This is a genomic window from Phenylobacterium sp. (genome assembly GCF_030645195.1).
Classification (GTDB): domain Bacteria; phylum Pseudomonadota; class Alphaproteobacteria; order Caulobacterales; family Caulobacteraceae; genus Phenylobacterium.
Genome location: NZ_JAUSLW010000198.1, coordinates 115193 through 134934, shown reverse-complemented (window position 1 = coordinate 134934; position 19742 = coordinate 115193). Strand labels below are relative to the sequence as shown.

Here is a 19742-nt window from a genome sequence, read left to right as displayed (position 1 = left end):
TCCACGCTGACGCTGCGTCATGCTGTTTTCGCAGGTCTTTCGTGCGATAATGCGTTCATGGCAGCCGCGGCCCGCGTCGATCCCAAGACCCTGTTCACCCCCGAGGAGTGGGCGCCGCTCGCCGCCCGCTCGTCCTGGAAGGGCCTGGCCCTGATCGCCCACGCTTGGCTGGTGATCTTCGCCGCCGGCGCCATGGCGGTAGTCTGGCCCCTGACCCTGCCGCTGGCCTGGATCATCATCGGCGGCCGCCAGCTGGGCCTGGCCATCCTGATGCACGACGCGGCCCACGGGGCCCTGCACAAGAGCCTCAAGGTCAACGACTTCGCCGGTGAATACCTGACCGGCGGCGGGCTGGTCCGCTATCGCACCTATCACCTGGGGCACCACCGGTTCGCCCAGCAGGCGGAGGACCCCGACCTCGGCCTGTCGGCGCCCTTCCCCATCACCGCCCTGTCCCTGCGCCGCAAGGTGGTGCGCGACCTGACCGGCCAGACGGCGTTCAAGCTGCGATTCGGCGACCTCGTGGCCCGGCTCAGGGCCCGCAAGCCCGGCCAGCCTCTGCTGCCGATCCTGGCCGAGGAGATCCGCCGCAAGCGCCGCTGGCTGCTGGGCGGGGTGATCATCACCGCCGTCGGCGCGCCCTTCGGCGCCTGGTGGGCCTGGCCGGTGCTGTGGGTCCTGCCCCAGTTCACCTGGTTCCAGCTCATCACCCGCATGCGCAACATCGCCGAGCACGCCTGCATCGCCAAGGACGAGCCCGACCCGATGCGCCACGCCCGCACCACCAAGGCCAGCCTGGTGGAGCGAATGATGATCGCGCCCTACTATGTGAACTACCACTGCGAGCACCACATGTTCATGCATGTGCCCTGCTACAACCTGCCCCGCGCCCACAGGATGCTGGATCGCAAGGGGGTGACCAAGGGCATGCTGGTGGAGCCCGGCGGCTATCTGAAGGTCATGGCTATGGCGGCGGGGAAGCCGGCCAGCGCGAGCGTGACAGTCTGAAGTGGCCGCCGGTTCAGGCGCCCGTCACGCGACCAAGCCAGAGACTTAGAGGCTTTCAGTTTCCGACTAAAAGCCTCTAAGCGGGGGGATGATCGACCCCAGCTTCGAAGGCCGACGCGCCTTCATCCTCAAGAACACCCGGCTGCAGACCCCGCCCCATACGCCGGAGCTTGAGCTGTATCTCGCCGACGAGATCACCCCCATCTGGAAGATGACCGAGGAGGCCCTGGCCGAGATCGGCCTGCCGCCGCCCTTCTGGGCTTTCGCCTGGGCCGGCGGCCAGGCCCTGGCGCGCTATATCCTGGATCATCCGCAGATCGTCGCCGGCAAGCGGGCAGTCGACTTCGCCTCCGGCTCCGGCATCGTCGGAATCGCCGCCATGCGGGCCGGAGCGGCCCATGTCCTGGCCGCCGATATCGACGGCTTCTGCGGCGCCGCGCTCGCCCTCAACGCCCAGGCCAACGGCGTGGCCGTGGACTTCACCGACGCCAACCTGCTGGAGGCCCCCGCGTTGGCGGCCGACGTGATCCTGGCCGGCGACATCTGCTACGAGAAGCCCATGGCCGAGGCGGTGATGGCCTGGCTGACGGCGGCCCGGGCGCGCGGAACCACCGTGCTGATCGGCGACCCGGGCCGCTCCTACTTCCCCCGCTCGGGCCTCACCAAGCTGGCGGAATACCAAGTGGCCACCACCCGTGAGCTGGAGGATCAGGAGGTCAAGAAGACCTGCGTCTGGACTCTGCCAGCCTGACGATCTAGAAAAGAACAAACACAGAACTTAGAGCGGAGGCCAACATGCGCGAAGACGGCAAGATCGACTATGTGGAACTGCCCGGCGGCGACCTGGCGGCCACCAAGAGCTTCTACAGCCAGGCCTTCGGCTGGCGCTTCACCGACTACGGCCCGACCTATGCGGCCTTCGGCGAGAGCGGCCTGGACGGCGGCTTCCAGGCCGACCCGGAACAGGTCCCGGCCGCGCCCCTGGTGGTGCTGTTCGCCAAGGACCTGGAGGCCATGCTGGCCAAGGTGACGGCGGCCGGCGGTGAGATCGTCAAGCCGATCTTCAGCTTCCCCGGCGGCCGGAGGTTCCACTTCCGCGACCCCAGCGGGAACGAGCTGGCGGTGTTTACCGAGGATTGAATTCCGCCTCGAGCTTGTGGTGTAATTCCAGAAAGGGCCTGGGGGGACTCATGCGTGGTGTGGTGATTGCGGGCGCGATTCTGGCGCTGGCTGTAGGCGGAACGGTTCGAGCGGAGGCGCCCGCCAAGCGGCCGGTCGCCCTCAAGCGCGCGGTCTTCAACCTGAAGGATGGCGAGGTCTGGGGCCACTGGGGCAGCCCGCTTGTGTGCGACCTCTACTACGAAAAGCTTCGCTGGCGCGCCGGGAAGAACCTGTCGGAACCGGACGTCGAGCGGTTGGGCGCCGTCTTCAACGAAGAGCTTTCCGGTGCGAATCTTCAGGGGGAAGCGCCAGACAACCTGTTCGAGCGCGAGGCCCAGTCCGGCGGACTGCAGGTTGGGGCGGTGATCAAGACCTTGACCGCGCGCATGTGCGGAAACTGGGCCGATAACATCTACGAGATGGGGTTCAGAATCTCCGCCTCCATGGCGGTGGAGTGGCAGGTCTTTGATCCCGTCCGCCGCGAGATCATCGGGCGAATGGCGACCACGGCGAGCCTGGAGAACAAAAGTCGGTCGGACGACGCCTTGGAACGGGTGGTCATTTCCGCCTTCCGCGAAAATTCGCGCAAGTTGCTAGCCGACCCGGCCTTCCTCACCTTGGTGCGCGGGCAGACCGCTCCGACCGATGCGCTGGCCCCCGCCAAGGACGCCGCCCCCCTCCCCCTCGCCCTGGCTCCCGACGTCCGGATGCCGCTGCAGGAGGCTGCGGGATCGGTGGTCACCGTGCTCAGCGATGACGGCCACGGCAGCGGATTCCTCATCTCCTCGGACGGCTATCTGCTCACGAACCGCCATGTCGTCGGCGCCTCGAAAAGCGTGAAGATCCGCTGGTCAGACGGCTTCGAGGGCCTCGGCGAGGTGGTCCGCACCGACAAGCGCCGCGACGTGGCCCTGATCAAGGCCTCGACCCATAGTCGCCAGCCGCTGCGCCTCAGGCGCGGACTGGCGCGCGCGGGCGACACCGTCATCGCCGTGGGCACGCCGCTGGATGAGAAGTTCCAGGGCACCCTCACCAAGGGGATCGTCTCGGCCTATCGCATCCTCGATGGCCTGAATTTCCTGCAAAGCGATGTGAACGTGAATCCGGGCAACAGCGGTGGGCCGCTGCTGGACGAGAAGGGCGCGGTGATCGGCATCACGGTCCTGGCCTATCGGCCCGACGACCTCCCCACCGGAATCAATCTCTTCATCCCGATCGGCGACGCCCTGGACTTCCTCAACATCCAGCCGGCGCCCTGACGGATGAAGACCTGACGCAGGCCTGAGCCTGGGGTTAGGATCGGGGACCAAGCCCCCAGATCCGGAGTCCGCATGCGCCGCCGCACCTTCCTCGCCGCCCTGCCCGCCGCCGCGCTCGCCACCCGCGCCCTGGCCGACGCACGCTCCGACAATCCCAATCGCAACCGCCCCGACGTCCATGGCGGCGACCGGGTGGACGGCGCCACCTTCGCCAGCCGCAGCGCCGCCTGGGGACTCCATGGGGCGGCGGCCACCGCACACCCCCTGGCCACGATGGCGGCGATCGACACCCTGAAGGCCGGCGGCTCGGCGGTGGACGCCGCCATCGCCGCCAACGCGGTCCTGGGCTTCGTCGAGCCGATCTCCTGCGGGGTCGGCGGCGACTGCTTCGTCATGCTGTGGGACCCGAAGACCAAGCAGGTCATGGGCCTCAACGGCTCGGGCCGCAGCCCCAGGGCCCTGTCCCTGGAGACGGTGCGGAGTCGTTCGAAGAAGGGCCTGATCCCCTCCTATGGCGCCGTCTCGGTCAGCGTACCGGGCGCCGTGGACGCCTGGTGGACCCTGCACCAGCGCTACGGGAAGCTCGCGTGGAAAGACCTCTTCGCCCCAGCCATCGCCCACTGTCAGGAGGGCGCCCCGGTCACCCAGAACGTCGCCTACTACCTGGCCCGGTCGCTCACCAACTTCACCAAGCCTGCCGCCGGGATCGAGGAGACGGCCAACTTCAAGTCGGTCTGGGCGCCGAACGGCAGGACCCCGTTGGAGGGCGAGGTGTTCCGCAATCCGGCGCTGGCCCGCACCTATGGCCTGATCGCCGCCGGGGGCCGCGACGGCTTCTATGACGGCGAGATCGCCACCACGATCGAACGCTACTTCCAGCGCATCGGCGGCTGGATGACCCGCGCCGACCTCGCCGCCCACCATTCCCGCTGGGACCCGCCGCACAAGGTCAATTATCGCGGCGTCGACGTCTGGGGCCTCTCCCCCAACAGCCAGGGCCTGGCCACCCTGCAGGCCCTGAACATCATGGAGGAATTCGACCTCAAGGCGATGGGCTTCCAGTCGGCCGCCGCCATCCACCACAGCGTCGAGGCCAAGCGCCTGGCCTTCGAGGACCGCGCCCGTTTCTACGCCGACCCGGACTTCGCCAAGATCCCCACCGAGTGGCTGATCTCCAAGGCCTACGCCCAGGAACGCGCCAAGTTGATCTCGCCCAACCGCATCCTGACCCCGGTCAATCCCGGCCAGGCGCCCAGCCACGGCGACACCACCTATTTCACCACCGCCGACGCCGACGGCATGATGGTCTCGATCATCCAGTCCAACTATCGCGGCATGGGCTCAGGGCTGATGCCCGATGGCCTGGGCTTCATGTTCCAGGATCGCGGGGAGCTCTTCGCCCTGACCGACGGCCACCCCAACCTCTACGCGCCGGGCAAGCGGCCCTTCCAGACCGTCATCCCGGGCTTCGCCACCAAGGGGGACGCACCCTGGCTGGCCTTCGGCGTCATGGGCGGCGACATGCAGCCCCAGGGCCAGGCCCAGATCATCTCCAACATGGTCGACCACGGTCTGGCGATCCAGGAGGCCGGCGACGCGCCCCGCTGGCATCACGGCGGCTCCACCGAACCCACCGGCGAGGCCCAGCAGGGGACAGGCGTGCTGAACCTGGAGACCGGCGTGCCGGAGGCGACCCGCCAGGCGCTCGCCAAGATCGGCTGGGTCATGGCGCCCGAGCCCGGCGGCTATGGCGGCTACCAGGCCATCGAACGCTGGCCCGGCCGCTACGCCGCGGCCACGGAGATGCGCAAGGACGGCGTGGCCCTGGGCTACTGATGGACACGCTGTTCTTCCCAACCCCCGCCGACTTCCGCAGGTGGCTGGCCGAGCACCATACCAGCCAGACTGAGCTTTCGGTCGGTTTCTGGAAGGTGGGATCGGGCAAGCCCTCCATGACCTGGCCGCAGTCAGTGGACCAGGCGCTCGCCCATGGCTGGATCGACGGGGTGCGCCACCGCATCGACGAGGAGGCCTATCGCATCCGCTTCACGCCGCGCAAAGCCAGCGGGATCTGGAGCCAGGTCAATCTGAAGCGCTATGTCGAACTGGACGCCCTGGGCCTGATCGCGCCAGCCGGGCGCGCGGCGTATCAGGCCGGCAAGGCAAGGAGCCGACAGTACTCCTACGAGAAGCCCGCCGAGGTTTTCACCGCCGCCGAACTGGCCCAGTTCCAGGCCAACGCCAAGGCCTGGGCCGGCTTCTAGGCCTTCCCGGCCTGGTACCGCAAGGTGGCGGTCCATCGGGTCACCAGCGCCAAGACCGAGCCGACTCGGGCCAAGCGCTTGACCATCCTGATCGACGCCTCGGCGGAAGGCCGCCAGCTCGGCTCGCCCACCAAATAGGCCACGCCGCGATTGACGTCGACGGCGACCGGGACGAGCCTTGACCCGAGAGACGGAGCAGCTCCATGACCCCTGAAGAGATGCGCGAGATCGTCCTGTCGTTTCCAGGCGTCGAGGAGGGCATGTCCTACGGCTCGCCGGCCTTCAAGGTGAACGGCAAGTTCTTCACCCGCCTGCGTCGCGACGACCAGAGCATGGTGCTCACCGGGATCAGCTTCGACGAGCGCGAGATGCTGATGGAGGCCGAACCGGCCACCTTCCACATCACCGCCCACTACAAGGACTATCCCGCCATCCTGGCCCGGATCGACAGCCTGCATCCTGGCTCGTTCCGCAACTTCCTGGACCGCCGCTGGCGGGAGATCGCGCCGAAGAAGTGGGTCAAGGAGTTCGACGCCGCGAAGGTCTAGAACTCGTCTTCCATCATCGCGCGGAACTGCTCGAAGATCTCCGAGGCTTGCTCCTCCGGCGGCGGTGCAGGCTCGCCGGTGGTCGCCGGGACGGGGGCGCCGCCGGTCAGGTGGCCGGCCACCATGCCGTCCTGGACCAGCAGCAACTCTTCGCCCTCCGCCAGGCCGGTGAGCAGTTGGGCGAGCTTGGGCGGCAGGTCGTCGAGGTCGAGGCGTTTCATGGGTTTGATTTTAGCCCTCCCGCTCCGCACCGCAAAGGGTGACAGACGCGGGGGCCGGCCCTAGCTTCCGGCCAACTGTTCTGGAGAGCACATGGCCTATCGGTCCCTGCGGGATTTCATCGCCAAGCTGGAAGCCGCGGGCGAGCTCGTGCGCGTCAAGGAGCCGGTGTCCTCGGTCCTGGAGATGACCGAGATCCAGCGCCGACTGCTGGCCACGGGCGGCCCGGCGGTGCTGTTCGAGAACGTCACCCGCGCCGACGGCGAGCCCTCGGGCATGCCCTGCCTGGTCAACCTGTTCGGCACGGTCAAGCGCGTGGCCATGGGGGTCACCCTGGAGGGCCGCGAGCGCACCACCGCCGCCGACCTGCGCGAAGTGGGCGAACTGCTGGCCTTCCTGCGCAGCCCTGAGCCCCCCCGCGGCCTGAAGGACGCCTGGGACATGCTGCCGCTGGCCAAGACCATCATGGCCATGCGCCCGGCCACGGTGAAGAAGGCCCCGGTCCAGGAGATCGTCTGGACCGGCGACCAGATCGACCTCAACAAGCTGCCCATCCAGACCTGCTGGCCCGGCGAGCCCGCGCCCCTGATCACCTGGCCCCTGGTGGTGACCAAGGGTCCGTCGCAGGACCGGGAGGACGACTACAATCTCGGCATCTACCGGATGCAGGTGCTGTCGAAGGACCGCACCATCATGCGCTGGCTGGCCCATCGCGGCGGCGCCCAGCATCACCGGCGCTGGAAGAGCGCCGGCAAGCGCGAGCCCCTGCCCGCCTGCGTGGTGATCGGCGCCGATCCGGGCACGATCCTGGCCGCCGTGACCCCGGTGCCCGACACCCTGTCGGAATATCAATTCGCCGGTCTGATGCGCGGCGCCAAGGTGGAGCTGGTGGCCGCCAAGACCGTGCCCCTGATGGTGCCGGCCGAGGCCGAGATCGTCATCGAGGGCCACGTCCTGCTGGACGAGTACGCCGACGAGGGCCCCTACGGCGACCACACCGGCTACTACAACTCCGTCGAACAGTTCCCGGTCTTCCAGGTGAGCGCCATCACCATGCGGAAGAACCCGATCTACCTCACCACCTTCACCGGCCGCCCACCGGACGAGCCGTCGGTGTTGGGCGAAGCGCTGAACGAGGTCTTCATCCCCCTGCTGCGCCAGCAGTTCCCGGAGATCGTCGATTTCTGGCTGCCGCCGGAGGGCTGCTCCTACCGCATCGCCGTGGTCTCCATGAAGAAGGCCTATCCCGGCCACGCCAAGCGGGTGATGATGGGTGTCTGGAGCTACCTGCGGCAGTTCATGTACACCAAGTGGGTGATCGTCGTGGACGACGACATCGACGCCCGCGACTGGAAGGACGTCATGTGGGCGCTGTCGACCCGCATGGACCCGGCCCGCGACATCACCCTGATCGAGAACACCCCCATCGACTATCTGGACTTCGCCTCGCCCGAGAGCGGGCTGGGGTCGAAGGTGGGCCTGGACGCCACCAACAAGTGGCCGCCGGAGACCCACCGAGAGTGGGGGGAGAAGCTCGGCATGGACGAGGCCACGGTGAAACTCGTGACCGAGAAGTGGGCCCGGCTGGGCCTGCCGGGCGGCGGCGAGCCTGTGACCTAGAGCCGCAAAGGCTTGCCCTTTGCCGATTTCCGACCCCAACTGCGCGCCAGCCCGGGGGGGCGCAAGAGGGGGACTGACACCATGGACGCCGTGACATCGACATCGGGCAACGCCGCGGCCCTCTGGGTCGGCCTGCACATGTTCCTGCTGCTGGTCCTGTCCCTGCTGGTGGTGCGCCAGCGCCAAAAGCACAAGGTGGCGCTGGGCGACGAGGGCATACCGGAACTGGCCCAGGCCATCCGCGCCTTCGGCAACGCCACCGAATACATCCCCGCCGCCATGGCCGGGATCGCGGTCCTGGCGGTGGTCAACGCCCCGACCCTGGCCATCCATCTGGCCGGCTTCGTGATGTTCGTCGGCCGCGGCCTGCACGCCGTGGGCCTTTCCAATAGCGGAGGCACCTCGTTCCCGCGCGTCATTGGCGTCCTGATGACCTGGCTGGCCTATGTCTTCATCGGCGTGGCCCTGCTGTTCTACGCCATCGCCTGAGCGTCACAGGCGAAAGTGGAGGCGGTTTCGCCGCCCGTCACGCGCGCGAGAGGGCGCCGGGCTTGCCCCCGAGCCTTCGCCCGGCCATATCCACCGCATGGAAGAGAGCCTGTTAGCCGATGTCGTCGCCGCCGCCCTGAAGGCCGGCGCCGATAGCGCCGAAGCCGTGGGCGCCGAGCGCGCCGCCCTTGGGATCAATGTCCGCCTGGGCAAGCTGGAAGAGGTGGAGCGAGAGGAGTCTCGCGACCTCGGCCTGCGGGTCTTCATCGGCAAGCAGCAGGCCACCGTGTCGGGCTCCGACATCTCGGCCGACGCCCGGGCCAAGCTGGTGGAACGCGCCGTGGCCATGGCCCGGCTGGCGCCCGAGGATCCCTATTCCGGTCTCGCCGACCCCAAGCGCCTGGCCCGGGGCCCCTTCCCCGACCTCGATCTCTACGACGGCGCCGAGCCGACGCCCGAACAGCTGGAGGACCGCGCCCGCGCCGCCGAAGAGGCCGGCCGCGCCATGCCGCGCGTCACCAATTCCGACGGCGGCTCGGCCTCCACCTCCTCGGGCCAGTGGCGGCTGGTGACCTCCGGCGGCTTCTCCGGCGTGCACCGCGCCTCGAGCTATTCCATCGGGGTCTCGGTGATCGCCAGCGAGGGCGACGAGATGGAGGGCGGCTATGACGGCCGCTCCACCCGCTGGCAGTCCGACCTGCCCACCCCCGAGAGCATCGGCGCCGAGGCCGGCCGCCGGGCCGCCGCCCGCCTGGGGGCCCGCAAGATCGACTCCACCACCGCCCCGGTGATCTTTGAGAACCGCCTGGCCATGTCCCTGATCGGTCCGCTGATCGGCGCCATCTCCGGGCCCTCCATCGCCCGCGGCAACTCCTTCCTCAAGGACAGGCTGGGCCAGCAGATCTTCGCCAAGGGGATCACGGTCACCGACGACCCGCACAAGGTGCGCGGCCTGGGCTCCTCCCCCTTCGACGACGAAGGGGTGGCCAACCGCGCCTGGAACCTGATCGACGACGGGGTGCTCACCACCTGGCTGATGAACTCCTCCTCGGCCCGGCAGCTGGGCCTGGAGACCACCGGTCACGCCTCCCGGGGCCTCGCCGGCCCTCCGGGCGTCAGCACCACCAACCTGACCCTGCTCCCCGGGGACAAGGACCAGGCCGCCCTGATGGCGCAGGCCGGCAAGGGCGTACTGATCACCTCGATGTTCGGCCCCTCGCTGAACGCCAACACCGGCGACTGGTCGGTGGGTTGCGCGGGCTTCTGGTTCGAAGGCGGCGAGCTGGCCTATCCGGTGACCGAGATCACCGTGGCCGGCAACCTGATCGATATCTACGCCCGCCTGATCCCCGGCTCGGACCTGGAGTTCCGCGGTTCGGCCAACGCGCCCTCGATCCTGGTGGACGGTCTGGCCATCGCCGGGAAATGACCGATGCGCGCGCCGATCTCGACCTGATCGTCGCCGCCGCGCGGGAGGCCGGGCTGCTGGCCACCGACCTGCGCCGCCAGGGCCTGACGGTCGACTACAAGGCCGACAAGTCGCAGGTCACCAATGCCGATCTCGCCACCGACGCCCTGCTGACGCAACGCCTGCGGAGCGCGCGGCCCGACTATGGCTGGCTGTCGGAGGAGACCGCCGACAATTCCGACCGCCTGTCCACGCGCCGCCTGTTCGTGGTGGACTCCATCGACGGCACCCGGGCCTTCATCCGCGACCGGCCCTGGTGGGCGGTCTCCGTCGCCGTGGTGGAGGATGGCCTGCCCATCGCCGGCGTGGTCTTCGCCCCCGATGTGGAGGAGACCTACACCGCCCTCGCGGGACAGGGCGCCTGGATGAACGACACCGGTATCCGCGCCAGCGATCGCGATCTCGTCGAGGGCTGCGGCATGGTGGGCGACCAGAGGATGTTCGAGCATCCCTCCTGGCCACAGCCCTGGCCGGCCATGCGGATCGAGGCGCGCAACTCCACCGCCTACCGCATGTGCCTGGTGGCCGCCGGTGCCTTCGACGCCGCCGTGGCCCTGGTGGCCAAGAGCGACTGGGACCTGGCCGCCGCCGATCTGATCGCCCGCGAGGCCGGCGCCTATTGCGGCGACCACCTGGGCAAGCCCTTCGCCTACAACCAGGCCAATCCCGCCCAGCCCAGCCTTGTCTGCGCCGCGCCGCGTCTGGCGCCATTGATCCTTAACCGTGTCGGGCATATCGCCTTGAGGAGTTGATTCACTTCGGAAAACCTCAGCCATGCCCGACAAGCAGCTCCTGCACCTCGTCATCGGCGGTGAACTTGAAGACCTCGAGCACAACACCTTCCGCGACCTCTCCAAGGTCGACCTGGTGGGCGCCTACGCCAGCCATGCCGAGGCGGTCGCCGCCTGGCGCACCAAGGCCCAGTCGACGGTGGACAACGCCCTGATGCGCTACTTCATCATCCACGCCCACAAGCTGCTCGACCCCGACAAGGACGAGCACGAACATTAGGCCTTGTCCGCTGGCCGCCAGCGGTAGTGACCGACCGCCGTGTGGGCCGCGAACATCGCCAGGCTCTCCTCCCGCGCGCCGGCGCCGATGTTATGCGCCACCCGCGAGCCGTCGCCGGCGGCGGTGACCACGCCGACATGGGGCAGGGTCCCGGCGACTCGCCAGGTCAGGATGTCGCCCACCGCCAGGGGATGGGGGGAGACCTTGCCCAGCGCCGGCGCGGCGGCCCTCCAGAGCTGCGCCCCGGACCGCGCCCAGTAGGTTTCCAGGTTGAGCACCCGTCGATGGTCGATATTGGCGTCCGGGCGGCTCAGGCCCCAGGCGCGCCGGGAGGGATAGGCGGAGAAGGCGCGGACCATGTCCTCATGCACCAGCCTCTGCAGGTCGAGCCCCCAGGCGTCGCGGGCCGCGCGGATCACCACGTCGGCGCAGACGCCGGTGGCCCTGCCGACATCGCCGCCGGGATAGGCCAGGCGCGCATAGCTGGGATCATAGCCGGTGGTGACGCCCACCTGGGCGCGGGCCGCCCGGGCCAGGGCCTGGCCGGAGACCGCCGCCCGCGCACGCCAGGCCGGAGCGGCCAGCAGGCCTCCAAGCAGGACGCGGCGTGTCGGCATGGGCCTATTCCCGTCTGAGCAGGCCCTCGGTGAGCAGCCGGCCCCACATCTCGCTGCGGAAATCGGCCTTTATTGCGGCCTCGTCGTAGGCGGGGCTGTCGACCCATTCCAGGAAGGTCTGACCCTTGGGCTCGCCCTCGGCGAGGTAGCGCTCGAAGGTGTAGTCCAGCACCCCGGTCTTGCCGTGCTTGACGTGCAGGTACTTGAGCGAAAGCTGCTCCAGGGCCTCGCGGATCGGCTTGCCCTGCCGGAAGTGCATGTAGAAGACGCTCATGATCCCGGCCCGGTCCGCCCCGGACTTGCAGTGCATGAGGGCGGGATACTCGATGGTCTCGAACAGGTCCTTGGCCCCGTGGACGCGGGCGCGGCTGGGCACCTCGCGGCTGGTGATGGTGAAGTCCACCATCTTCAGGCCCAGGCGCTGGCAGGCGTCCTTCTCCAGGGCGTGGAAACTGGCGTCGAACCCGCCGCGCAGGTTGATGATGGTCTTGATCCCACGGCGCTTCCATTCCGCCAGCTGGAAGGGCCAGGGCTGGTTGGTGCGCACCAGCTCATCGCTGACCCAGTGGGCGTTGGAAAAGGCCAGCCGCAGATAGGCGTGGTCGTTCCACAGGTAGTTCAGCGTGGTGGAAAGCCGCCCGCCGGGGGATTTCAGATCGAATTCGGCCAAGGGGCGCTCCAGAAGATTGCCCCCTAACTAGGACGTGGCGGGCCCGAACGGAAGCGGGCGGCGGGTCGCAGCTATTGCATAAGGGTCAAGGTGTTGCCGGCCGGATCCTTGAAATGCGCCAGGGTCCCACCCCAGGACATCTTCTCGGGAGGCGCAAGGAACGGCACGCCCCTGGCCTTGAGCGCCTCATAGGTCGCCTGGATGTCGTCGACCTGGATCGAGACCCCGACGAACCGTCCCACCAGGGAGTCCTCCCCGCCCTCATCCAGCTCGACGATCAGGTCGATCCCCAGGTCGTAGCCGACCGCGACAGCCATCTCCCACTTGGCCTTGAGACCCAGGGTCTCACCATAGAAGCGCTTGGCGGCGGCCATGTCGTCGACCCAGACCCGCACCCCGTAGATCTTCATCTCGCCCCCTCCTCATCCTGCCGGCGCCGCATCTTAGCGCATCGGGCCAAGCTTGACTTCCCGGTCCCGACAGCCGACGCCATGGACGATGACCGCGCCCACCCACGAGCCCGAGCTGTCCGCCCGCGCCCTGATCGCCCGGATCGCCCGGGTCTATATGCGGCCCCGGTGGAGGGCCTGGACGGCCGCCATGGTGGCGGCCATCGCCGTGGCCTTCCTGTCGGCCAAGCTGGTGCAGATCTTCGAGCCGGCCATCAACGACCTGCTGGTCAACCATAAGCCGGGCGCCCTGGTGATGGTGCCGCTGACCATCGGCGCCCTGGCCATCGGCCGGGCGCTGGCCCAGGTCATCCAGGCCTCTCTGGTCAACCAGATCGGCAACGCCGTGGTGGGCGACGTCCAGGTGCAGCTGTTCGGAAAGCTGGTGCGCGCCGACCTGGCCCATCTGCGCACCCAGCATTCCGGGGCCTATGTCTCCTCTGTGCTCTACGACGCCAGCCTGATCCGCGAGGCGGCCACCTCCGGCGTGATCAACTACACCCAGCACGCCCTGACCGTGATCGGGGCGGTGACGGTGATGGTTTCCAACGACCTGCTGCTGTCGCTCACCCTGGTGGCGGCGGCCCCCATCACCGGCTTCATCATGCGCCGGTTCTCCAAGCGCACCTCCAAGGCCGCCAAGGGGGCCATGGCCGAGACCTCGGCGCTCTCCACCGCGATCATGGAGAGCCTGGACGGGGTGCGGGTGGTGAAGATCGAGAACCGCGAGGCCTATGAGGAGGCCCGGGTCTCCGAGGTGGTGCAGCGCCGCCAGAAGCATCTGGTGAAGGGCGCCAACGCCCGCGCCCGGGCCGCGCCGGCCACCGAACTGGTCATGACCCTGATCACGGCGGCGGTCATCGCCTATGCCGGCTGGCGCTCGCAGTCAGGCGCCATGAACGTCGGCGCCTTCATGGCCTTCATCCTGGCCTTGGGCCTGGCCTCTCAGTCCCTGCGCCAGCTCTCCAACCTGCAGACGGTGATGGCCGAAGGCCTCAGCGCCGCCCGGCGGCTGTTCGCCGCCCTCGACGTCGAGCCGGAGGTCCGCGAGCAGGCCGGCGCCGGCGCCCTGGCGCGGGGCGCCGCCACCATCCGCTTCGAGGGCGTCGGCTTCTCCTACGCCGACGGGCCGCCGACCCTGCAGGAGGTCACCCTGGAGGTCCATCGTGGCGAGACCGTCGCCCTGGTGGGCCCCTCGGGTGGCGGAAAGACCACCATCCTCAACCTGATTCCCCGCTTCTACGACGCCACCGGCGGCCGGGTGACCATCGACGGGACCGACATCCGCGACGTGACCCTGTCGTCCCTGCGCGCCCAGATCGCCCTGGTGACCCAGGAGCCATTCCTGTTCGACGACACGATCCGGGCCAATATCGCCTATGCGCGCCCCGACGCCAGCCAGGACGAGATCGAGGTCGCGGCCCGCGCGGCGGCCGCCCATGACTTCATCCTGTCCCTGCCCAACGGCTACGAGACCCTGGTGGGCGAGGCCGGGGCGCGGCTGTCGGGGGGCCAGAGGCAGAGGATCGCCATCGCCCGCGCCTTCCTGAAGGACGCCCCCGTCCTGCTGCTGGACGAGGCCACCAGCGCGCTGGACACCGAGAGCGAGGCCCAGGTTCAGGCGGCGCTGGCCCGCCTGATGGCCGGCCGCACCACCATCCTGATCGCCCACCGCCTGTCGACCGTGCGCGGCGCCGACCGCATCTATGTGATCGACAAGGGCCGGGTGGTGGAGACCGGCGACCACGGCTCCCTGATCAAGAAGCGCGGCCTCTATGCCCGCCTGGCCCGCAGCCAGGACCTCGAGGCCGAGACCGCGGCGTGAAGAAGTTCATCCGCAGACCCGCCGTGCAGGCGTTCCTGGGCTGGGTCCTGGCCGGCTATATGAGCCTGATCCGCCACAGCGTCCGCTGGCGGCACGAGAACCTGGACGGCGCCAAGGCCGTGCTGCGGGGCGAGCCCGGGGTCATCGCCCTGCTCTGGCACGGCCGCATCCCGGTGGCCCTGACCGTCGCGCCGATCCTGACACAGGCCAAGCTCGGTCGCTGTCTGGTCTCCCCCTCGGCCGACGGCGAGTTCTTCGCCCAGGCCATGGCCCACAACGGCTTTCCCTCCATCCGCGCCTCCTCGGCCAAGAAGGGCGACTCCGCCAAGGCCCGAGCGGTGGTGGCCGCCTTCCGCGAGGCCATGGCCTGGGTGAAGGGCGGCGGGGTGCTGATCGTCACCCCCGACGGGCCGCGTGGCCCCAACGAGGTGATGGCGCCCGGCGCCCTGCAGATCGCCAAGCGGACCGGCGCCCCGGTGCTGCTGGTGGGGCTGGCGGCCTCGCCGGCCAAGCGGCTGGGAAGCTGGGACACCGCCATGGTGGCCTCGCCCTTCGGCAAGGGCTCGGCGATCTGGGAGGGCCCCTACTACGTCCCCGCCGACGCCGACGACGCGGCCATCGAGGCCCTGACCGCGGACTGGGCCTCGAAACTGTCGGCGGCCACCCGACAGGCGGAGTCCCGGGTGGCGGCGGATTGATCCGCCGCCCGCTCGGTGAGACATAGGGGCATGGCCCACGATCACCACGATCACTCCCACCACGACCATGATCACCACCATGATCATGGCGCCCATGGCCATGCTCACGATCACGGCCATAGCCACGCGCCGAAGGATTTCGGGCGCGCCTTCGCCATCGGGGTGGCGCTGAACTTCGGCTTCGTCCTGGCCGAGGTCGGGGCCGGCCTGTGGTCAGGGTCCCTGGCCCTGCTGGCCGACGCCGGCCACAACCTTTCCGACGTGCTGAGCCTGCTGCTGGCCTGGGGCGCCACCATCCTGGCGCGCCGGGCGCCGAGCGCGCGCCGCACCTATGGCCTGCGCAAGGTCACCATCCTGGCGTCGCTCGCCAACGCCGTCCTGCTGCTGGTGGCGGTCGGGGTCATCGGCGCGGAGGCCGTGCGCCGCTTCGCCGAGCCGGCCGACGTCGCCACCTTGCCGGTGATGATCGTCGCGGCCATCGGGGTGGTGATCAACACCGCCACGGCCCTGATGTTCATGCGCGGCCACGACGACCTGAACGTCCGCGGCGCCTTCCTGCACATGGCCAGCGACGCCGCCGTCAGCCTGGCGGTTGTGGTGGGCGCGGGCGTCATGGCCCTGACCAGCCTGGGCTGGATCGACCCGGCGCTCAGCCTGGGGATCGCCGTGGTGATCGTGCTGGGGACCTGGGGCCTGCTGAAGGACTCGGTGAACCTGGCCCTGGACGCCGCCCCCAAGGGGATCGACGTGGGCGAGGTGCGTTCCTGGCTCACCGCCCTGCCCGGCGTCACCGACGTCCACGACCTGCACGTCTGGGCCATGAGCACCACCGAGACGGCCATGACCGCCCACCTGACCCGGCCCTCCAATCCCGACGGCGACACCTTCCTGCATTCGGCCTGCGAGGGTCTGGCCAAGCGGTTCAACATCGGCCACTGCACCCTGCAGGTGGAGATGGGCGGGGCGGAGGTCTGCCGCCTCTCGCCCGCGGAAGCCGTGTGAGACGCCCGCTCTCCCTTGCCCTCTACGCAGCCGCCCTAGGCCTCCTGGAACCCTTCGCCCGGCCCCTGCTGCGGCGGCGAGTGGCGGCGGGCAAGGAGGACGCGGCCCGGCTCGAGGAGCGCCTGGGCCGCTCTGGTCTTCCGCGCCCCGATGGCCCTCTGGTCTGGCTGCACGGGGTGAGCGTCGGCGAGAGCATGTCGCTGTTGCCCCTGGTAGGCGCCCTGGCCGCGCGGCCGGACTTGACCCTGCTGGTGACGTCCGGCACCCGGACCTCGGCCGAGCTCCTGGCCCAACGCCTGCCGGCCGGAGTGATCCACCAGTACGCGCCGGTGGATGCTCCCGGCGCCGTGGCGCGGTTTCTTGCTCATTGGCGGCCAAGCCTGGGAATCCTCGTGGAGAGCGAACTCTGGCCCAACCTGATCCTCGGCGCCCGTGAGCGGGAGGTGAAGCTCGCCCTGGTCTCGGCGCGGATGACCCAGGCCAGCGCCGACGGCTGGGCTCGCGTGCGCGGCGCGGCCACCGCCCTGCTGGGCGCCTTCGACCTGATCCTTCCGCAGGAGGCGGAGACGGCCGCGCGGCTCAAGGCCCTGGGGGCCCGCACCGGGCCGCTGCTGAACCTGAAGACGGTGGGCGAACCCCTGCCCTGCGACCCCGCCGAATTGGCGCGACTGACGTCCGCGGCGAGCGGCCGACGCATCGTGCTCGCCGCCAACACCCATCCGGGCGAGGACGAGATCGTCATCGCCGCCGTCCGTGAGGCGGCCCTGGTCGACAGCCTGCTGGTGATCGCCCCGCGCCATCCCGCCCGAGGCGAGGCCGTGGCCGCCCTGCTGCGGGCCGCCGGCTTCCAGGTGGCCCGACGCGCGGCGGGCGAGCCGCTCACGGCGGAAACCACCGCCTATGTCGCCGACACCCTGGGGGAGATGGGCCTGCTCTACAGCCTGGCCGACCTGGTGGTGATGGGCGGCGCCTTCCTGCCGGGGATCGGCGGGCACAATCCCCTGGAGCCGGCGCGGCTGGCGCGGCCGATCCTCTCCGGCCCCCACGCCTTCAACGCCACGGCCCTCTATGCCGACCTCCTCGCCCTGGCCGCGGCCATCGAGGCGCCGGACAGCGCCGCCCTGGCCCGTCACCTGAGAGGCCTGGCCGACTATCCCCACATCGGCCGGCGCATGGGCGAAGCGGCCCTGGCCTATGCCGGGAGCCAGGAAGGCGCCCTCGACCGCGCGCTGGCCCTGCTCGAACCCCTGCTGCCCGCATGAAGCTGCCCACGCCCCGCTGGTGGTATGTCCGCGACGGCGCCCCGGCGCCGGTGGCCCGCGCCCTGCTCAAGCCCGCCGCCTGGATCTGGGCGGCGGTGACCGCCCGCCGGATCGCGCGGACCGTTCCCCTTGATCCCGGCGTGCCGGTGATCTGCGTCGGCAACCTCACCGCCGGCGGCACGGGCAAGACCCCGGTGGTGCGCGAGCTGCTGAAGCGCCTGCGAGCCCGACATATCGACGCCCAGGGCCTGTCGCGAGGCTATGGCGGTTCCCTGGAGGGTCCGATCCTGGTGGATCCCGCCAGGCACAGCGCCGCCGAGGTGGGGGACGAGCCCCTGATGCTGGCGGCCGACGCGCCGATCTGGATTTCCCGCGACCGGGCCAAGGGGGCGCTGGCCGCCGCCTGGGCCGGCGCCCAGGCCCTGGTGATGGACGATGGCCACCAGAACCCGTCGGTAAGGAAGACCCTGTCCCTGGTGGTGGTGGACGGCGAGACCCGCAACAACGAGTGGCCCCTGGGGGACGGCGCGGTCTTCCCCGCCGGGCCCCTGCGCGAGCCCCTGGCCGTGGGCCTGGCCCGGGCCGACGCGGTAATCCTGATGCTGCCGTCCGACCTGGAGGCGCCCGATCCCGAACTGGTGGCGATGTTCCCCGGCAAGCCGGTGCTGATCGCCCGCCTGGCGCCGATCGCCCCGCCGCCGTCAGGCCCGCAGGTGGGGTTCGCCGGCGTCGGCAAGCCTTGGAAGGTGGAGCGGTCCCTGCAGGCGGCCGGCTGCGACCTGAAGGACTTCGCGCCCTTCCCCGACCACATGGCCTATGACGCCAGGACCCTGCGGAGCCTGGCCGACCGGGCGGCGACCTTCGGCGCGGGGCTGGTGACCACCGAGAAGGACTGGGCGCGCCTGCCAGCCGAGTGGCGCGCGAGGATCACCGCCTGGCCGGTCGCGGCGGTGTTCGAGGACGAGGCCGCCCTCGAAGCGCTGCTCGACCGGGCGCTTTAGACCTTAGCCCCTGCCTTCTGGGCGTAGATCCAGCTGGCCTTGGCCAGTTGCGGGACCCGCAGGGCCATGGCGGCGGCCTGCGGGCTGTTGGCCGTGCCGTCACGGGCGCGGCCGACGATGCCCTGGCAGATCCCGGCCAGACGGAACATGTTGTAGGAGAAGAACCAGTTGAGGTCGTGCAGGGCCTCGCGGTTCGTCAGCCGGCAATACTCCGCCACGTACTCGTCGAGGGTCGGGATGCCGTGGGCCTTGAGGTCCGGGATGGCCGCGATGCCGCCATTGACCCAGTTCATCAGCAGATAGGTGAAGTCGGCCAGGGGCTCGCCCAGGGTCGAGAGCTCCCAGTCCAGCACGGCGACCACCCGCGGCTCGGTGGCGTGCAGCACCATGTTGTCCAGGCGGTAGTCGCCATGGACGATGGTGGTGCGCTCCTGCTCGGGCAGGCTCTGGGGCAGCCAGGTAATCAGCCGCTCCATCTCCTCGATGTGCTCGGTCTCGCTGGCCTTGTACTGCTTGGTCCAGCGATCGACCTGGCGGCCCATATAGTTGCCGGGCCGGCCGTAGTCCCCCAGGCCGATGGCCTCGTAATCGGTGTTGTGCAGGTCAGCCAGGGTCTTCAGCTTGGCCATGTAGATGGCGTGGCGCTCGGCCGGCTCATACTGCGGCAGGCTCTGGTCCCAGAGGATGCGGCCCTCCACCATGTCCATCACATAGAACATGGTGCCGATGACGCCGTCGTCGGTGCACAGGCCCCAGGACTTGGCCACCGGAAAGCCGGTGGTGTGCAGGGCGGTGATCACCTTGTACTCGCGGTCCACCGCGTGGGCCGAGGGCAGCAGCTTGCCCGGCGGCTTGCGGCGCAGGACGTATTTCTTGTTGGGGGTGACGAGCTGGTAGGTGGGGTTGGACTGGCCGCCCTTGAACTGGCGCACCTCCAGGGGACCGGCATAGCCCTCGACATTGGCCTCCATCCAGGCGGCCAGGGCGGCCTCGTCGAACTTGTGGCTCTCGGCCACTTCCTTGGTGCCGGTGTTGAGCTGCTCGCGAGCCTGCTCGTCTGCTTCGGCCATGAGCGTTCCCCTTGTTCTCTTACGCGTGTTTGAAAACACCATACCGATCCCCCTGCCCCGAGGGCAAGGCAAGAGGCGAAGTTCATACCGGAACTTCGAAA

22 protein-coding genes and 1 pseudogene are annotated in these 19742 nt (G+C 69.5%); 18 read left to right on the top strand and 5 right to left on the bottom strand.

Going from position 1 to position 19742, the window contains the following annotated elements; genetic code table 11:
• Positions 1–57: 57 nt before the first annotated feature.
• The 8 genes and pseudogenes from Q7T09_RS17575 (at position 58) to Q7T09_RS17540 (ending at position 6240) form a co-directional block, all read left to right on the top strand.
• Positions 58–1008, top strand: a complete 951-nt coding sequence (locus Q7T09_RS17575) for a fatty acid desaturase family protein (protein WP_304701471.1) — start codon at positions 58–60, stop codon at positions 1006–1008.
• An 88-nt stretch (positions 1009–1096) separates the two neighbouring features.
• Positions 1097–1759 (top strand): methyltransferase, encoded by a 663-nt coding sequence (locus tag Q7T09_RS17570; RefSeq protein ID WP_304701469.1) that lies wholly within the window; start codon positions 1097–1099, stop codon positions 1757–1759.
• A gap of 44 nt (positions 1760–1803) precedes the next feature.
• Positions 1804–2148 carry a VOC family protein gene (locus tag Q7T09_RS17565; protein ID WP_304701467.1) on the top strand — a complete coding sequence of 115 codons (345 nt, stop codon included), beginning with the start codon at positions 1804–1806 and terminating at the stop codon, positions 2146–2148.
• 50 nt (positions 2149–2198) lie between these two features.
• On the top strand, positions 2199–3428 hold the full coding sequence (locus Q7T09_RS17560) for a S1C family serine protease (RefSeq protein ID WP_304701466.1): 1230 nt from the start codon (positions 2199–2201) through the stop codon (positions 3426–3428).
• Positions 3429–3500: 72 nt separating this feature from the next.
• Entirely contained in the window at positions 3501–5264 is a 1764-nt protein-coding gene (locus Q7T09_RS17555) for a gamma-glutamyltransferase family protein (RefSeq protein ID WP_304701465.1), read from the top strand.
• Positions 5264–5692, top strand: a complete 429-nt coding sequence (locus tag Q7T09_RS17550; RefSeq protein WP_304701463.1) for a YdeI family protein — start codon at positions 5264–5266, stop codon at positions 5690–5692. Before Q7T09_RS17555 ends, Q7T09_RS17550 begins: the two co-directional genes overlap by 1 nt.
• Before the next feature lie 12 nt (positions 5693–5704).
• Positions 5705–5830 (top strand): annotated as a pseudogene (locus Q7T09_RS17545) (YdeI/OmpD-associated family protein); the annotation flags it as partial.
• Between the two features lie 65 nt (positions 5831–5895).
• Positions 5896–6240: an MmcQ/YjbR family DNA-binding protein gene (locus Q7T09_RS17540; protein WP_304701462.1), complete on the top strand. Its 345-nt coding sequence runs from the start codon at positions 5896–5898 to the stop codon at positions 6238–6240.
• Here Q7T09_RS17540 and Q7T09_RS17535 read toward each other — a convergent pair.
• On the bottom strand, positions 6237–6461 hold the full coding sequence (locus Q7T09_RS17535) for a hypothetical protein (protein ID WP_304701460.1): 225 nt from the start codon (positions 6459–6461) through the stop codon (positions 6237–6239). The genes Q7T09_RS17540 and Q7T09_RS17535 overlap by 4 nt on opposite strands.
• Positions 6462–6552: 91 nt before the next feature.
• Between Q7T09_RS17535 and Q7T09_RS17530 the strand changes: the two genes are divergently transcribed.
• From Q7T09_RS17530 to Q7T09_RS17510, 5 genes are all read left to right on the top strand, one after another.
• Positions 6553–8079 (top strand): UbiD family decarboxylase, encoded by a 1527-nt coding sequence (locus tag Q7T09_RS17530; protein WP_304701458.1) that lies wholly within the window; start codon positions 6553–6555, stop codon positions 8077–8079.
• A gap of 81 nt (positions 8080–8160) precedes the next feature.
• Positions 8161–8568 carry an MAPEG family protein gene (locus Q7T09_RS17525; protein ID WP_304701456.1) on the top strand — a complete coding sequence of 136 codons (408 nt, stop codon included), beginning with the start codon at positions 8161–8163 and terminating at the stop codon, positions 8566–8568.
• A 97-nt stretch (positions 8569–8665) separates the two neighbouring features.
• Complete coding sequence (locus Q7T09_RS17520) at positions 8666–9997, top strand: TldD/PmbA family protein (RefSeq protein WP_304701455.1); 1332 nt, start codon at positions 8666–8668, stop codon at positions 9995–9997.
• Entirely contained in the window at positions 9994–10788 is a 795-nt protein-coding gene (locus tag Q7T09_RS17515) for a 3'(2'),5'-bisphosphate nucleotidase CysQ (protein WP_304701453.1), read from the top strand. Before Q7T09_RS17520 ends, Q7T09_RS17515 begins: the two co-directional genes overlap by 4 nt.
• A gap of 22 nt (positions 10789–10810) precedes the next feature.
• Positions 10811–11047 carry a DUF4170 domain-containing protein gene (locus tag Q7T09_RS17510; RefSeq protein WP_304701452.1) on the top strand — a complete coding sequence of 79 codons (237 nt, stop codon included), beginning with the start codon at positions 10811–10813 and terminating at the stop codon, positions 11045–11047.
• Here the strand turns inward: Q7T09_RS17510 and Q7T09_RS17505 are convergent.
• From Q7T09_RS17505 to Q7T09_RS17495, 3 genes are all read right to left on the bottom strand, one after another.
• The gene (locus Q7T09_RS17505; protein WP_304701450.1) at positions 11044–11664 is read right to left on the bottom strand and encodes a DUF1287 domain-containing protein; all 621 of its coding nucleotides are present in this window, start codon (positions 11662–11664) and stop codon (positions 11044–11046) included. The two genes, Q7T09_RS17510 and Q7T09_RS17505, sit on opposite strands and share 4 nt — an antisense overlap.
• Positions 11665–11668: 4 nt before the next feature.
• Positions 11669–12334 carry a beta-lactamase hydrolase domain-containing protein gene (locus Q7T09_RS17500; RefSeq protein ID WP_304701448.1) on the bottom strand — a complete coding sequence of 222 codons (666 nt, stop codon included), beginning with the start codon at positions 12332–12334 and terminating at the stop codon, positions 11669–11671.
• A gap of 71 nt (positions 12335–12405) precedes the next feature.
• Complete coding sequence (locus Q7T09_RS17495; protein ID WP_304701446.1) at positions 12406–12744, bottom strand: VOC family protein; 339 nt, start codon at positions 12742–12744, stop codon at positions 12406–12408.
• 88 nt (positions 12745–12832) lie between these two features.
• Here Q7T09_RS17495 and Q7T09_RS17490 point away from each other — a divergent pair, with 88 nt between their 5' ends.
• The 5 genes from Q7T09_RS17490 to lpxK are packed head-to-tail and all read left to right on the top strand — an operon-like array spanning position 12833 to position 18571.
• Positions 12833–14608, top strand: coding sequence for an ABC transporter ATP-binding protein (locus tag Q7T09_RS17490; protein ID WP_304701445.1), 1776 nt, complete (start codon positions 12833–12835; stop codon positions 14606–14608).
• Positions 14605–15306 (top strand): lysophospholipid acyltransferase family protein, encoded by a 702-nt coding sequence (locus tag Q7T09_RS17485; protein ID WP_304701444.1) that lies wholly within the window; start codon positions 14605–14607, stop codon positions 15304–15306. The genes Q7T09_RS17490 and Q7T09_RS17485 overlap by 4 nt, the downstream gene beginning before the upstream one ends.
• A gap of 30 nt (positions 15307–15336) precedes the next feature.
• Complete coding sequence (locus Q7T09_RS17480; RefSeq protein ID WP_304701443.1) at positions 15337–16308, top strand: cation diffusion facilitator family transporter; 972 nt, start codon at positions 15337–15339, stop codon at positions 16306–16308.
• Positions 16305–17570 (top strand): 3-deoxy-D-manno-octulosonic acid transferase, encoded by a 1266-nt coding sequence (locus Q7T09_RS17475; RefSeq protein ID WP_304701442.1) that lies wholly within the window; start codon positions 16305–16307, stop codon positions 17568–17570. The genes Q7T09_RS17480 and Q7T09_RS17475 overlap by 4 nt, the downstream gene beginning before the upstream one ends.
• Positions 17567–18571, top strand: coding sequence for a tetraacyldisaccharide 4'-kinase (gene lpxK / locus Q7T09_RS17470; RefSeq protein ID WP_304701441.1), 1005 nt, complete (start codon positions 17567–17569; stop codon positions 18569–18571). The genes Q7T09_RS17475 and lpxK overlap by 4 nt, the downstream gene beginning before the upstream one ends.
• On the opposite strand, the gene Q7T09_RS17465 is transcribed toward lpxK, so the two are convergent.
• The gene (locus Q7T09_RS17465; protein WP_304701440.1) at positions 18568–19641 is read right to left on the bottom strand and encodes a phosphotransferase family protein; all 1074 of its coding nucleotides are present in this window, start codon (positions 19639–19641) and stop codon (positions 18568–18570) included. The genes lpxK and Q7T09_RS17465 overlap by 4 nt on opposite strands.
• Positions 19642–19742: the final 101 nt, after the last annotated feature.

Bases quoted from the DNA above. Each gene is read 5' to 3' on its own strand.
- Q7T09_RS17575 (WP_304701471.1), top strand. From the start codon at position 58: ATGGCAGCCGCGGCCCGCGTCGATCCCAAGACCCTGTTCACCCCCGAG.
- Q7T09_RS17570 (WP_304701469.1), top strand. From the start codon at position 1,097: ATGATCGACCCCAGCTTCGAAGGCCGACGCGCCTTCATCCTCAAGAAC.
- Q7T09_RS17565 (WP_304701467.1), top strand. From the start codon at position 1,804: ATGCGCGAAGACGGCAAGATCGACTATGTGGAACTGCCCGGCGGCGAC.
- Q7T09_RS17560 (WP_304701466.1), top strand. From the start codon at position 2,199: ATGCGTGGTGTGGTGATTGCGGGCGCGATTCTGGCGCTGGCTGTAGGC.
- Q7T09_RS17555 (WP_304701465.1), top strand. From the start codon at position 3,501: ATGCGCCGCCGCACCTTCCTCGCCGCCCTGCCCGCCGCCGCGCTCGCC.
- Q7T09_RS17550 (WP_304701463.1), top strand. From the start codon at position 5,264: ATGGACACGCTGTTCTTCCCAACCCCCGCCGACTTCCGCAGGTGGCTG.
- Q7T09_RS17540 (WP_304701462.1), top strand. From the start codon at position 5,896: ATGACCCCTGAAGAGATGCGCGAGATCGTCCTGTCGTTTCCAGGCGTC.
- Q7T09_RS17535 (WP_304701460.1), bottom strand. From the start codon at position 6,461: ATGAAACGCCTCGACCTCGACGACCTGCCGCCCAAGCTCGCCCAACTG.
- Q7T09_RS17530 (WP_304701458.1), top strand. From the start codon at position 6,553: ATGGCCTATCGGTCCCTGCGGGATTTCATCGCCAAGCTGGAAGCCGCG.
- Q7T09_RS17525 (WP_304701456.1), top strand. From the start codon at position 8,161: ATGGACGCCGTGACATCGACATCGGGCAACGCCGCGGCCCTCTGGGTC.
- Q7T09_RS17520 (WP_304701455.1), top strand. From the start codon at position 8,666: ATGGAAGAGAGCCTGTTAGCCGATGTCGTCGCCGCCGCCCTGAAGGCC.
- Q7T09_RS17515 (WP_304701453.1), top strand. From the start codon at position 9,994: ATGACCGATGCGCGCGCCGATCTCGACCTGATCGTCGCCGCCGCGCGG.
- Q7T09_RS17510 (WP_304701452.1), top strand. From the start codon at position 10,811: ATGCCCGACAAGCAGCTCCTGCACCTCGTCATCGGCGGTGAACTTGAA.
- Q7T09_RS17505 (WP_304701450.1), bottom strand. From the start codon at position 11,664: ATGCCGACACGCCGCGTCCTGCTTGGAGGCCTGCTGGCCGCTCCGGCC.
- Q7T09_RS17495 (WP_304701446.1), bottom strand. From the start codon at position 12,744: ATGAAGATCTACGGGGTGCGGGTCTGGGTCGACGACATGGCCGCCGCC.
- Q7T09_RS17490 (WP_304701445.1), top strand. From the start codon at position 12,833: ATGACCGCGCCCACCCACGAGCCCGAGCTGTCCGCCCGCGCCCTGATC.
- Q7T09_RS17480 (WP_304701443.1), top strand. From the start codon at position 15,337: ATGGCCCACGATCACCACGATCACTCCCACCACGACCATGATCACCAC.
- lpxK (WP_304701441.1), top strand. From the start codon at position 17,567: ATGAAGCTGCCCACGCCCCGCTGGTGGTATGTCCGCGACGGCGCCCCG.
- Q7T09_RS17465 (WP_304701440.1), bottom strand. From the start codon at position 19,641: ATGGCCGAAGCAGACGAGCAGGCTCGCGAGCAGCTCAACACCGGCACC.